The sequence below is a fragment of the Streptomyces sp. NPDC104309 genome (genome assembly GCF_055584025.1).
In genome coordinates this window covers 84,960-97,340 of the sequence record NZ_JBVJMV010000017.1, presented here as the reverse complement: position 1 = coordinate 97,340, position 12,381 = coordinate 84,960, and the positions used below count along the sequence as shown (strand labels likewise).

The 12,381-nt window shown below is 71.3% G+C and carries 9 protein-coding genes, 1 tRNA gene and 3 pseudogenes; 9 read left to right on the top strand and 4 right to left on the bottom strand.

Features of this window, described 5'->3' with window-relative positions; genetic code table 11:
- Positions 1-360 precede the first annotated feature (360 nt).
- The 3 genes from ACZ68L_RS24675 to ACZ68L_RS24665 all read left to right on the top strand — a co-directional run bounded on the left by ACZ68L_RS24675 (position 361) and on the right by ACZ68L_RS24665 (position 5,197).
- Complete coding sequence (locus ACZ68L_RS24675; protein ID WP_469580240.1) at positions 361-2,520, top strand: RecQ family ATP-dependent DNA helicase; 2,160 nt, start codon at positions 361-363, stop codon at positions 2,518-2,520.
- A gap of 473 nt (positions 2,521-2,993) precedes the next feature.
- The gene (locus ACZ68L_RS24670) at positions 2,994-3,944 is read left to right on the top strand and encodes a LysR family transcriptional regulator (protein ID WP_469580238.1); all 951 of its coding nucleotides are present in this window, start codon (positions 2,994-2,996) and stop codon (positions 3,942-3,944) included.
- Positions 3,945-4,270: 326 nt separating this feature from the next.
- A complete protein-coding gene (locus ACZ68L_RS24665; RefSeq protein ID WP_469580236.1) occupies positions 4,271-5,197 on the top strand; it encodes a DMT family transporter in 927 nt (308 codons plus the stop codon).
- Positions 5,198-5,362: 165 nt separating this feature from the next.
- Here the strand turns inward: ACZ68L_RS24665 and ACZ68L_RS24660 are convergent, their stop codons facing one another.
- The 3 genes and pseudogenes from ACZ68L_RS24660 to ACZ68L_RS24650 form a co-directional block, all read right to left on the bottom strand.
- On the bottom strand, positions 5,363-5,578 hold the full coding sequence (locus tag ACZ68L_RS24660) for a hypothetical protein (protein WP_469580233.1): 216 nt from the start codon (positions 5,576-5,578) through the stop codon (positions 5,363-5,365).
- Positions 5,544-5,617, bottom strand: a tRNA-OTHER gene (locus tag ACZ68L_RS24655). The genes ACZ68L_RS24660 and ACZ68L_RS24655 overlap by 35 nt, the downstream gene beginning before the upstream one ends.
- Positions 5,618-5,859: 242 nt before the next feature.
- Positions 5,860-6,642, bottom strand: a pseudogene (locus ACZ68L_RS24650) (MBL fold metallo-hydrolase).
- A 212-nt stretch (positions 6,643-6,854) separates the two neighbouring features.
- Here ACZ68L_RS24650 and ACZ68L_RS24645 point away from each other — a divergent pair.
- The 3 genes and pseudogenes from ACZ68L_RS24645 to ACZ68L_RS24635 all read left to right on the top strand — a co-directional run bounded on the left by ACZ68L_RS24645 (position 6,855) and on the right by ACZ68L_RS24635 (position 10,075).
- The gene (locus tag ACZ68L_RS24645; protein ID WP_469580231.1) at positions 6,855-8,951 is read left to right on the top strand and encodes a SpoIIE family protein phosphatase; all 2,097 of its coding nucleotides are present in this window, start codon (positions 6,855-6,857) and stop codon (positions 8,949-8,951) included.
- Between the two features lie 229 nt (positions 8,952-9,180).
- Positions 9,181-9,756: pseudogene (locus tag ACZ68L_RS24640) on the top strand (LysR family transcriptional regulator); the annotation flags it as partial.
- 28 nt (positions 9,757-9,784) lie between these two features.
- The gene (locus tag ACZ68L_RS24635) at positions 9,785-10,075 is read left to right on the top strand and encodes a hypothetical protein (RefSeq protein ID WP_469580228.1); all 291 of its coding nucleotides are present in this window, start codon (positions 9,785-9,787) and stop codon (positions 10,073-10,075) included.
- A gap of 197 nt (positions 10,076-10,272) precedes the next feature.
- On the opposite strand, the gene ACZ68L_RS24630 is transcribed toward ACZ68L_RS24635, so the two are convergent.
- A complete protein-coding gene (locus tag ACZ68L_RS24630) occupies positions 10,273-10,938 on the bottom strand; it encodes an SURF1 family protein (protein WP_469580226.1) in 666 nt (221 codons plus the stop codon).
- A 77-nt stretch (positions 10,939-11,015) separates the two neighbouring features.
- Here ACZ68L_RS24630 and ACZ68L_RS24625 point away from each other — a divergent pair, with 77 nt between their 5' ends.
- From ACZ68L_RS24625 to ACZ68L_RS24615, 3 genes and pseudogenes are all read left to right on the top strand, one after another.
- Positions 11,016-11,399: a hypothetical protein gene (locus tag ACZ68L_RS24625; RefSeq protein WP_469580223.1), complete on the top strand. Its 384-nt coding sequence runs from the start codon at positions 11,016-11,018 to the stop codon at positions 11,397-11,399.
- Positions 11,400-11,453: 54 nt separating this feature from the next.
- On the top strand, positions 11,454-11,828 hold the full coding sequence (locus ACZ68L_RS24620; RefSeq protein ID WP_469580220.1) for an amidohydrolase family protein: 375 nt from the start codon (positions 11,454-11,456) through the stop codon (positions 11,826-11,828).
- Between the two features lie 23 nt (positions 11,829-11,851).
- Positions 11,852-12,330 (top strand): annotated as a pseudogene (locus ACZ68L_RS24615) (GNAT family N-acetyltransferase).
- The last annotated feature ends 51 nt before the right edge of the window (positions 12,331-12,381 follow it).

The following is a 12,381-nucleotide window of genomic DNA, read 5'->3' as shown; positions in this document are numbered from 1 at the left end:
ATCGGACGAAATGGCTCTGATATCCCTGCCCACGCCTCGCCCGGACAACGCCTCCTGTCTCGCCCGAACGGCCAGTACCAGCGGAAACTTCCCCTGCGCCCTGGCCCGGCGCAACAGTCGCGCCGCTGCGGCCAAGCGCCTCGTCCTCCTGCCCGGGAGCAGCGGCATCTCAGCGTGCTCGACTCCGCGTCGGCGCACCCCACCCGTACTGACCTGCATGAACGCGACCATCGGTGAGGGGCGGGGGCTGAGCGCTCCGGCCTGCCGCCGTCGATCGACGCGCGGCCGGCACCGTTGGTGAGCCCGTTGTCACGCGGGGTGAATTGGTCGATTGTCCTTGCCATCGGGTTGCATGGGGGCATGGACAACCTGGAGCTCCGCACTGAAGCCGATGCCATCCTCGCTGAGCTCGTCGGTGACCCGAGCGGTTCGGCACGGCTCCGGGAGGACCAGTGGCAGGCGGTGGCGGCTCTGGTGGAGCAGCGCCGGCGTGCGCTGGTGGTGCAGCGCACCGGCTGGGGCAAGTCGGCGGTCTACTTCGTGGCCACCGCTCTGCTGCGCCGGCGAGGCTCCGGCCCGACGGTGATCATCTCGCCGCTGCTGGCGCTGATGCGCAACCAGGTCGAGTCGGCGGCGCGGGCCGGTATCCATGCGCGCACCATCAACTCGGCCAATCCGGAGGAGTGGGACACGATCTACGGGGAGGTCGAGCGCGGCGAGACCGATGTTCTCCTCGTAAGTCCGGAACGCCTTAATTCCGTGGATTTCCGCGACCAGGTGCTGCCCAGGCTCGCGGCCACGACCGGTCTGCTGGTGGTCGACGAGGCGCACTGCATCTCCGACTGGGGCCACGACTTCCGCCCCGACTACCGCCGACTGCGGGCGATGCTGGCCGAGCTGCCCGCCGGTGTGCCGGTGCTGGCCACCACCGCGACCGCCAACGCGCGCGTCACCGCGGACGTGGCCGAGCAACTGGGTACCGGCGCCGGCGAGGCCCTGGTGCTGCGCGGCCGGCTGGACAGGGAGAGTCTGCGGCTGGGTGTGGTCCAGCTGCCGGACGCCGCGCACCGCCTGGCCTGGCTCGCCGAGCACCTGGACGACCTGCAGGGTTCCGGAATCATCTACACCCTCACTGTCGCCGCGGCCGAGGAGGCCACCGCCTTCCTGCGTCAGCGCGGCTTCCGCGTGGCCTCGTACACGGGGAAGACGGAGAACGCGGACCGGCTGCAGGCCGAGGTCGACCTGCAGGAGAACCGGGTGAAGGCACTGGTCGCGACGTCGGCGTTGGGTATGGGCTATGACAAGCCCGACCTGGGGTTCGTGGTGCATCTGGGTTCGCCGTCCTCGCCGATCGCCTACTACCAGCAGGTGGGCCGCGCCGGTCGCGGGGTCGAGCACGCCGATGTCCTGCTGCTGCCGGGCAAGGAGGACGAGGCCATCTGGCGCTACTTCGCCGATACGGCCTTCCCGCCCGAGGCGCAGGTCCGCCAGACCCTCTCGGCTCTCGCCGGAGCGGGACGGCCGCTGTCGGTGCCGGCCCTGGAGGCAGCGGTGGATCTTCGGCGCAGCCGACTGGAGTCGATGCTGAAGGTGCTCGATGTCGACGGCGCGGTCAAGCGGGTGAAGGGCGGCTGGACTGCCACGGGAACCGAGTGGGTCTACGAGGCCGAACGCTATGCGTGGGTGGCGCGGCAGCGGGCCGCCGAGCAGCAGGCCATGCGCGATTACGCGAGCACGTCCCAGTGCCGGATGGAGTTCCTGCGCCGGCAGCTGGACGACGAGGGAGCCGCCCCGTGCGGTCGTTGCGACAACTGCGCGGGAGCCTGGGCCGATCCCGCTGTCTCGGCGGAGACGTTGACGGGGGCGACGAAGGAACTGGACCGCCCGGGGGTGGAGGTCGAGCCGCGCCGGATGTGGCCGACGGGGATGCCCGCACTGGGCATCGACCTCAAGGGACGCATCCCGGCCAAGGAGCAGTGCTCCACCGGGCGCGCCCTGGGACGGCTCTCTGACATCGGCTGGGGCAACCGGCTGCGCCCGCTGCTGGCCGAGAACGCGCCCGACGGTCCGGTCCCCGACGACGTACTGCGGGCCGCGGTGGCGGTCCTCGCCGACTGGGCACGCTCCCCTGGCGGCTGGGCGCCGAATGCCCCGGACGCCTCAGCCCGGCCGGTGGGAGTGGTCGCGGTACCGTCCCTGACCCGACCCCAGTTGGTGGGCTCCCTCGCCCAGGGAATCGCGACCGTCGGCCGCCTCCCCTTTCTGGGCACCCTGACGTACACCGGCCCGAGCGGCGCTCACGCGGCACGCCGCAGCAACTCCGCCCAACGCCTCAGAGCGCTGTCCGGGGCCTTCGCTGTCGCTCAGGAGCTGGCTGATGCCTTGGCGAGTTCTCCGGGCCCCGTCCTGCTCGTGGACGACTCCGCGGACTCCGGATGGACCCTCGCAGTCGCTGCCCGCCTGCTGCGCCGGGCAGGCAGCGAACAAGTCCTTCCGTTGGTCCTCGCTGCGGCAGGCTGAGATGCCCCGTGCTCGTGCCCGGTGAACCACGGCTCCGCGTGCCGAGTTCGGGGGTGACGCCGATGGTGGCGTCGGGCGTGACAAGTTCCGACCATTCCTTACGAACGATCAAGTCCTCATGCCGCGCTCATGGACCGCGATCACGCATGCGCGCCTGCGTCCCCCCGGCACATCCGGCGCGCGGTGAACGGCGCCTTCACGCCCGGAACCCGATGGCGGCGGGCACCGCGGACGATGCCGGTCACAGCACCGAGCCGCCGCCTCGGCCCGGCAGCCACCTGGGCCGTGGACAACAGCCCGCGTCATCGCCACTCCGGCCCGCTGTCGAAGTGCACGTCGAACTCCGTCACTTCGGTGCACGACCAAGGGCTTGGTGAACTCGTTCATGCCCCCAGTCCATCCCGGGAACAGAGCACGTCCAAGAAGCAGTTCACGAAGAGTCCGTTCACTTCCGATGACGACAGGACCGGGACATGGAGCTGCGGCAGCTGGCGTATCTGGTTGCCATCGTCGATGAAGGCGGATTCGGGCGGGCCGCGGCACGTCTGCACGTCGTGCCCTCCGCGGTGAGCCAGCACGTGGCCCGGCTTGAGCGGGAGCTCGGCGTCACACTGTTCGACCGGGGGACGCGCCGGGTGCGACTGACCGCGCCCGGCGAACGTCTGCTCGTCGAGGCCAGGACAGTGCTGGACGCGGCACGGAGACTGCAGCGGACGGCAGCCGACCTGGCATCGGGTACGGAAGGGGCGGTGCGGCTGGGCAGTGGCCGGGCGTACGCCGAGCGGCTCCACCACGCACTGGACCTGCTTGCGGCACGGTCGCCCGGAATTCAGGTGGCCGTGCGACAGCAGGGGCGGAGCGACCGAATCGAAGCGGTGCGGACCGGTGAGCTGGACGCGGCGCTCGTCCGCGGCGGTGAGACGGCGCCGGGCCCTCAGGACATGGATGTGATCCGCCTCTGGGAGGATCCGCTGGTCGTGGCGATCCCCGCCGACCATCCCCTCGCCGCGCGCAGCCGGCTCGGCCCCCGGGACCTGGCCGGTCTCCCCGTGCGTCTGGCCGCACGCGAGCGTAATCCGGGCTTCCACGCCCTCGTCCTCGAAGCCTTCCGGCAGGCGGGCGCCGAGCCGGTCGCGGGACCGCCGTTCACGACCCTGCTGGAGACACTGAGCGCCATCGCGCGGGAGGCACCGTCCTGGACGGTGTTCGACCCGATCGGCCGCCCGCCGTGGAGTTCGAGGATCGCGCTGCGGCCGTGGGACGGACCGGCATCGTCGACATACCTGTTCGTGCGCAAGGGCGCGGCCTCGCCGGGACTGCGGTCCCTCACGGACGTGTTGCGGGAAAGCGGACCACCTCACACACCCGTGCCCCCGGCCATCGAGTGCGACGACCACACCGAGGTACCTCCCCCGGCCGCCTGACGACGTGCTCGAACAGCCGACACGGTCCGGCCTCGACCTCCTTTCAGGACATGTCCCGGAGCACGCCCGGCAATTCCTGCCGGAGGACCGGTGGGTCCGCTCTCGCGTGTCCCAACAGAACCGCATCCGAAGGGGCGTTGGGAGGGACCGAGCGGGCGGGTTGTGAGAAGCGCCGGAAGCGGAGCGCGCACCGGCCGGCGAGTTGGTGTCTTCTCCCTATGGGAACGACCACCGGGAACTCGCTAGCGTCGGGACCAGGAACTGCTGGGTGTTCCGCCGAGGTGTGCTGTGCCACGGATCCTGCCCGGCTCTGCGAAATGAGGGGCGTGACAAGCGCAGCGGGCAAGCTCGGGCACGCCGTGCGCGGCGGCGGAGTGACGCCGGTGCTGGCGGCGGCCGTGCTCTGGGGCACGGTCGGCCCCGCCCAGATCCTGGCCGGAAGCAGCGCGTCGCCGGTGGTGATCGGCGCGTGCCGGATGCTTCTCGGCGGTTTCGTCCTGGGGCTGTTCACCGCGCGGCGAGCCGGCATCCGGACCGTGTGGCGGCGGAACACCCGGTGGTGGATGCTGGTGAGCATCCTGGTCACGGCGGCCTTCCAAGCATGTTTCCTGGAGGCGGTGGCCCGCGGTGGTGCCGCCCTGGCCACCGCCGTCACTTTCGGTACGGTCCCGGCCGTGACGGGGGTGTGCGGGCGAATCCTGGCCGGTGAACGGCTCGGCGGACCGTGGGTCTGCGGCACCGCGTGCGCGGTCGGCGGCATCGCACTGCTTCTTGTCCCGGCCGACGGGGCACCGGCCGACAGCGTGGGTGTACTGCTCGGGATGATCGCCGGAGCCAGCTTCGGCGTGTACATCTCGGCGACCAAACAGCTCGGGGACCGAGGCGCGGATACCGCCGCTGCTGCCCCGACAAGCGTGTTCTGCGCGGGAATCCTGGTCTCACCATGGGCCCTCGCCCACCCTGACGGGCTGACCGAACCGCGCGCCCTGGTCCTGATCGGCTGGCTGGCCCTGGCCACGACGGCTCTGGGCTATCTGCTGTTCACCTGGGGGGTGGGACGGATCAGCGGGGCGACGGTCGGCACTCTCAGCCTGGCTGAACCACTGGTCGCCACGGCGCTGGGGGTCGCGCTGCTGGGAGAACGGCCGGGCCCATCGGCGGTGGCCGGCGCGGTGCTTCTCCTCGGCGGGCTCGTCCTGGTCTCCGCACCGGCCCTGCGCCGCGAGCGTCCGGTCGGGCTCCCGGAAAGGTGATCGCTGCCGGTCCGCCGGGCAGCAGCGAGGGCAAAGGCCAGTGGCCAGGGCGCCCGCTCGCGCAGGGCGGGGAGACTCGCTGAACTCATGGCCGCATCGAAGGAGCGTTGCTTCGACCTCGGGGTGCGGAGGACCCGCCGGTACCTGTCGACCGGCCGCGCGTGATCAGCCCGTGTCGGTGTCCTGCGCCGCGTGCGCTCCGAGTAGGCGGCGGAGGCGGCGGATCTCGGCGATCAGGTCAGGGATGTCCTGGCGGGCGTTGGCGATGAACTGGGCGTTCTCGTCCCGGTGTCCGTCTGCGACGTTGACATGGCGCGGCTGCTGGACGAGGGTGGCGCAGGTGGGATGGGACCGACCGGATTCGAACCGGTGTCCTCCCACACGCGGTGAAGGCGCGACGACCACTGCGCTACGAGCCCCATCCCGCTCGCGATCGTACAAGTCACCCGTGCTCCAACGCCGTCGACGACGAGGACAGCCGCGACGGTCGGGACGGCGATCGGGGTGGGCGTACACATGAGACACCCCCGGTGCCGAAGCGCGCAGGTGACGCTCGACGAAACCACCTTGGGTACCCGGCGCCGTGCATCTCACCCGACCACCTGGTCGTACCGGTCCCTGCCGGTGCCCCTTCGAACGTGGCCGCCTCGTCGAACGGCCCCTCAGGCAGTTGTGGCCTGACCGATCGAGAAGGTGGCACCGGGCGCGGCATGGTCGACGGGACCGTCGAACCGGGCCGAGGCGCGTGCCACCGCCTGCCGCGGGGTGAGGAACCGGCCGACGTGGGTGACGATCAAACGACCTGCCCGCGCCGCGACGGCTGTGTCGCCGGTGTCTTCGGGCGTGTGGTGCACCTGTTCGCCCTCGGCCGGCACTCGGGCGCCCTCGGCCTCGCACAGCAGCACATCGCACCCCCCGCCGGCTGCGTGAGGTTCGCGCACGGCGCTGTGTCTCCGGAGTGGACCAGCGATCGGCCCGCGGCCTCGACGCGTACGGCGAAGGCCGGGATGCCGTGCGCCACAGCGCGGCTGGTCAGGGTGAGTGCGCCGACGCGTGCCTGATGCCCGTCATACAGCTCATGGACGGCGAAGGCGGACTCGACCGGGCTGCTCGTCGAGGTGTTGGTCAGGAAGTGGACGAGCCGCGCGGCGATGTCCGGTGGCCCGTACAGGGGGATGGGTGCGGCGAGTTGTACGTCCGCGAAGAGCGCCGCGTAGTAGGCGGTGAGCAGATCCGCGCTGTGATCGGCGTGCAGGTGCGAGATCCAGATGGCGTCCAGCTCATCGAGCCGGACATGCCGTTGCAACTGCGCCAGCGTCCCGCTGCCCGCATCCACCCAGACCCGAGTGTCGCCGCTGGACACCAGATAGCCGGAGCACGGGTTGTCCACGCTCGCGTAGGGCGTCGCACCCCAGGACGTTGAGACGGAGAAGATCGCTGGCCATCGAGGGAGTCTATAGAACACTTGATCCAGAGGTATGGGTGTTTCTCCCATGAAACAGCGTGGTGAGGCTGCGTGCGTGAGCGCCGTCCGCTTCTGTGCGCTTCGCGGCTGTGGTGCTTCTGTGCGTTCCGCGGTCGTGCTGCCGACCGGGCCGAGGTGAGAGACCATGGTGGTGATCAGCCGGTGACACAGCGGGGAGCGAGGTGGCGACCGGTGGGGTCTGCCGAACCCTTCGTGGGAGATGCCGGGCGCGCGCCCGGGGCTCCGTCCGGTGGCCTGATCGATCTGCTCAGCGTCTCGGCAGTGGTGCTGGACGCACGGGGGCGCGTGGTCTTCTGGAGCCCGCAGGCACAGCAGATCTTCGGCTACAGCGCCCGGGAGGCCCTGGGCCGGTACGCGGCCCGGCTGATGGTCGACGAGCAGCACCTGGACCTGGTCACCGAGCTGTTCTCCCAGGTGATGGCAGAGGGCACGAGTTGGGCGGGGGCCTTCCCTGTCCGGCACAAGGACGGCAGTACCCGCCTGGTGGAGTTCCGGAACGTACGGCTGGAGGGTGAGCACGGGGATTTCTACGCGCTGGGTATCGCCGCCGATCAGGCCGTTCTCCAGCGTATGGAGCGCGACCTCGCGCTCTCCGCCCGACTGGTCTCGCAGTCTCCGATAGGGCTGGGGATCCTGGATCCCGATCTGCGGTACCTGGTGGTCAACCCCACGCTGGAGCGCATCAACGGCCGGCCGGCCGATCGGCAGATCGGCCGCCCCGTGCGTGAGGTGCTGGACTTCATGGACGCCGGCCCGGTCGAGGCCGCGATGCGCCGCGTACTGGACAGCGGAGACCCGCTCGTGAACCAGTTCGCCCTCGCCCCCACCCCCTCCGACCCGGGCCGCGAGCACGCCTGGTCAGCCTCCTACTACCGGCTCGAGGACAGCGCCGGGCAGGTGCTCGGACTCGCCCTCGAACTCGTGGACGTCACCGAACAGCACCGTGCGTCCTCCGAGGCCGCCGCGGCGCGGCGGCGTCTTGCCCTGATCGCGGACGCCTCCACGCGCATCGGCACCACTCTGGACCTGGATACCACCGCCGACGAACTCGCCCACACCTGTGTGCCCGAGCTGGCCGACCTCGCCGCGGTCGACCTCTTGGAGGCCGTGCTCCAGGGCGGCGACAGCGACTGGGCGCCCGATGGCCCGGCCGCCTTCCGCACCCTGGCCCTCGCTGCCCACCCCGCCCCGGCCGTCTCCGTGCCCTCCGGACACCTCGCCCGGTACGAGCCCGACCACCTGATCACCCGGTGCATCACCACCGGCCGCCCGGTCCTCGCCACCCACATCACAGGCCAGGACCTCGCTCACATCGCCCCCTCCCATGCCGCGGCCGTCCTCGCCGGGGCCGGGGCGCACTCCTGCCTCGCCGTCCCGCTCACTGCCCGCGGCCGCGTGCTGGGTGCGCTGGGCCTCGCCCGCACCCGCAATCCGCTGCCCTTCACTGAGGACGACACCACCCTGGCCCTGGAACTGGCCTCCCGCGCAGCCGTCAGCATCGACCACGCCCGCTGGTACCAGAACCAGCGCCAGGCCGCCGAGAACCTCCAACGCAGCCTCCTGCCCCAGAAACCGCCGCACCGGCCGGGCCTGGACATCGCCTGCCGCTACCAGCCCGCCTCGACCATCTGCGGAACAGGCGGCGACTGGTACGACGTCATCGCGTTGTCCGCCGACAAGACCGCCCTGGTCATCGGCGACGTCATGGGCAGTGGCACCGGCGCCGCCGCCACCATGGGCCAGCTGCGCACCGCGACCCGTACCCTGGCCGCGCTCGACCTGGACCCCGCCGCGGTCCTGCGCCACCTCGACCGCATCACGGGCGAGCTGGAGCAACGGTTCGCCACCTGCACCTATGCCGTGTACGACGCGCGCCGCGCCTGCTGCCGCCTCGCCACCGCCGGTCACCTGCCGCCGGTCCTGATCCCCGGCGTCGGCGCCCCGAGGTTCCTTGACCTCCCCACCGGAGCGCCCCTCGGTGTGGGGAGCGTCCCCTTCGAGACGAGCCAGTTGCGGATCGAGCCCGGAGACGGGCTGCTGCTCTACACCGACGGACTGGTCGAAACCCGCAGCCACCCCCTCGACACGCGACTGGGCGTCCTCCTGCGGCTCCTCGCGGGAGCGCCGCGCCGGCTGGAGGAAACCTGCGACCACCTGTTGGGGGCCCTGCGTCGTCGCGACGAGCCCGACGACGTCGCCCTGCTCCTCGCCCGTGCCCGCCCCGTCGTCCCACGCCACAGCGGCGACGGGGGGGCCGGAAACACGTGACCGGCTCAGGTGAGACCTGGACGCCGCACTTCCACACGGCGGACGTCAGCAGCACCTCGTGGACGTCGCCGGGCATGAGGTTGCCGCTGCCGAGGGCGTGGCGCGGACGCATCGCCGGCTCGCCGCCGTGCCACAGGGCGACCGGGCACCCCCGGGCGACAGACCAATGGCGCCGCTTCCTAAAGTCACTGTTGGGGTGAACGAGGAACGGGCATGAGGTGAAGCGGGCATGGAGTTGCGGCAGTTGCGGTACTTCGGCGCCGTGGTCGCGGAGGGCAACCTCACCAGGGCGGCGAGGGCACTCGGTATGGGCTCCTCCGCGCCCAGCGAACAGATCATCGCGCTGGAGCGGGAGTTGGGCGTTCCGTTGTTCCGCCGCACTCCCTCAGGCATGGTGCCGACAACGGCGGGCCAGGCGCTCGTGCCCCATGCCCACGCGGTCATTTCGGCGGCGACCGTGGCACAGCGCGCCGTCCAGCAAGCCGCCGGAGCCGCACGGTGCTGGCAGGTGGGCGTCACCCCGGGCAGCCCGCACGGGGTCGTCGCCCGGATCTGGGACGCGCTGCGTGACGCGGGGATCGCAGCCGAGCCGGTGGACGCCTCCACCACCGCGCAGCTGGACGCCGTGCGCGCCGGCTCCTTGCAGGCGGGCCTGGTGTGTCTGCCGGTGGACGACCGCGGGGTGAGCGCGGCGTTGGTCAGCGATGTACCGCTCGGGGTCCTCATGGCCGAGGACCACCCGCTGGCCGAGCGCTCCGAGGTGACCTGGCAGGACCTGCCCGGCCAGGAGCTGCTCTGGTTCCCCCGGGAACTCGCCCCCGGCTATCACGACGATGTCCTGGCCGTCTGCCGCGCCGCCGGATGGTGGCCGTCGCTGCGAGCCCGGCCGCCGCGCCCTGTTCACCGCCGAACTGCGGACCGTCCGGCAACTGGTCGCACTACGCCCGGTCAGCTCACAGGCCGACGGGCCCGGGCTGTGGTGGCGGCCGCTACGTGCCGCACCGCGGCTACGGCACGCCCTGGTCCGGGCGACGCTCGACACGGACCCGGCGTCGGGCGGTCCCCGTTCACGCGCTGTGGCAGAGATCAGGGCGGGCGTCGCACCCGCCCTGCGCCCCCGTTGACCAGCGGCGTGAGGCGACGCCGTACAAGTGACGCCGTACGTGTGACGCTGTACGAGCGTCCGGGACCGCCGCGTGAACAGCGTCGATCACACTCGGTTCCGTGGGTGTCCGGCCCGTTCGGTGTGCGTGAGTGGGCAGGGCCCCGAACGCGTGCCGCGGGGCTGTTCTACCGATTTCGCTTGGGAGCCGACCGGGCCTCACACAGCCGCTTCCCGGACCGCTTCCACCTCGCGGCGGAAGAACCCAAACCACATCCACAGTGCGAAGCCGACGAAGCCGAACCACTGCAGCGAGTAGCCCAGGCTCTGGAACGCCTTGAGATCGAGCCCGGTGTTCTGCGGCAGGCGCAGAGGCACTGTCATCAGCCCGTCCTCGGGCTCGGACAGCGAGATCCAGGCGTCGTACATGTCGTGCGACAGTCGGTTGACCAGCACGGCCGAGCTGATCAGGCCCAACTGCCCCTGAGGCAGGCCATCGACGACGCCTACGTCCCTCGATCCGGCGACCTCGGACGCCTGGAGCACCCCGGTCACCACGACGGTTCCCGTCGGTGCGGGCAGGGCACGGGTGCCCTCCGCGTTTCCCGGGCGCCAGCCACGGACGACGGGCACCGCCCTGCCACCGTCCGTGCGCAACACGGACAGCACGAAATACCCCTTCTCGCCGTCCACGTAGCAGTCCGGCACCACAAACTGCTCGGCGTAGCGCCCGCGCGCCGTGACCAGCTGCCCGACGGTCTGTTTGCTGACGGGCAGCAGCCGGTCCAGTGGCCGGGCACCTCGGACGTCCACGTCGGGCCGACGCTGAGCGGCTCGATGGGTTTCGATTCGATCATCGAACCGTTCGACCTGCCATGTGCCCATGAACAGGCAGAATGGGATGCCGAGCAGCAAGAAACACGTTGAGCCCCCACCCACGCGGGGTGAGCAGGAACCGGTACATGCGCTCACGGTACGGGGCTGTCGCCAAGGGTCCGCACCAGGAGGCAGCACCTGGCGCGCCATCAGGATCGGAGCCTTCGGACCTTGCCAGCAAGGCAGTTGAGGAACCGCCGTGGCGCGGCGGCCGCGGTGGCGCGGGCCCCGATCACGCCACGCACTCGTCCGACGTCCCGCCCCGAGGGCGGGGACGTATCGGCCGGCACACCCTGCCGCCGCCCGGCGGCACGGTTGTCACCGACTCGAACGGCGACCCGACCGGTCTGTTCCGGGAAGGCGCGCAGATGCTGGTCCAAGGCGCGGTACCACCGCCCACGCTTGAGACGCGGGCCGAGGCACTCCGGCTCGCCCTGGCCCAGCTGCGGGAGCTGGGGATCACCGGCTAAACCGAGCCGGGGCTCGGTCCGGGCGGCGAGACCATGTCGGGCGGTTCGATGGGCATGGCCACCCTTCAGGCGTACCGAGGGCTCCTGGCCGCCGGGGAGCTGAACGCCCGGGTCACCGTCCTGCTGCTGCCGACGGGACTGTCCAGCACCGCGCCGGACTTCGCCCGCGCGCTGGAGAAGATGGCCGCGTCCGCGCACACTCCCGACCCGCGCATCACACTGCAGGAGGCCCTGCGCTCGTACACGATCGACGCGGCCTGGCAGGACTTCGCCGACGACTGGAAAGGCTCCCTGGAGGTCGGCAAAGCGGCCGACCTGTGCGTGCTGGGCGGTGACCTGCTCCACACCCGGTCCGGAGACATTCCGGCACTTCCTGTCGCCCTCACTGTCGTCGACGGCCGCATCGTCCACGAAGCGGGGGAGCGGTGACCGGGCGGGGGCCCGCGCAGGGCGTGCGGTTCCGTGACGCCGTGCCGGAGGACTGGACGCAGATCTGGCCGTTCTGGCACGAGATCGTTGCCGCTCGCGACACGTTCGCCTGGGACGCGGATGCCGACGAACCCACGGCGAGGGCGCTGTGGATGGCGCCCGGCTCCTGCGTGTTCGTTGCCGAGGAAGCGGCGGAGGTGGTCGCCTCGGCCTATGTCCGTCCCAACTACGGCGGGCCCGCGCGGACCGTGGCCAACGCGGGCTTCATGGTGGCCCCGGCACACGCCGGCCGGGGCATCGGGCGCCGACTGGCCGAGCACGTCCTCGACGAGGCGCGCCGGGACGGCTACACAGCCATGGTGTTCAACGCCGTCTTGGAGACCAACCCCGCGCTGCGGCTGTGGCGTCCCTGGGCTTCACGGTCCTGGGCACGGTCCCCGAAGCGTACGACCACCCCCGTCACGGCACCGTCGGCCTCCACATCCTCCACCGCCGGCTGTGAGCGGCCATGTGCACACGAAGGGGTGACAAGCCGCATGGACAGGTTCCCGGG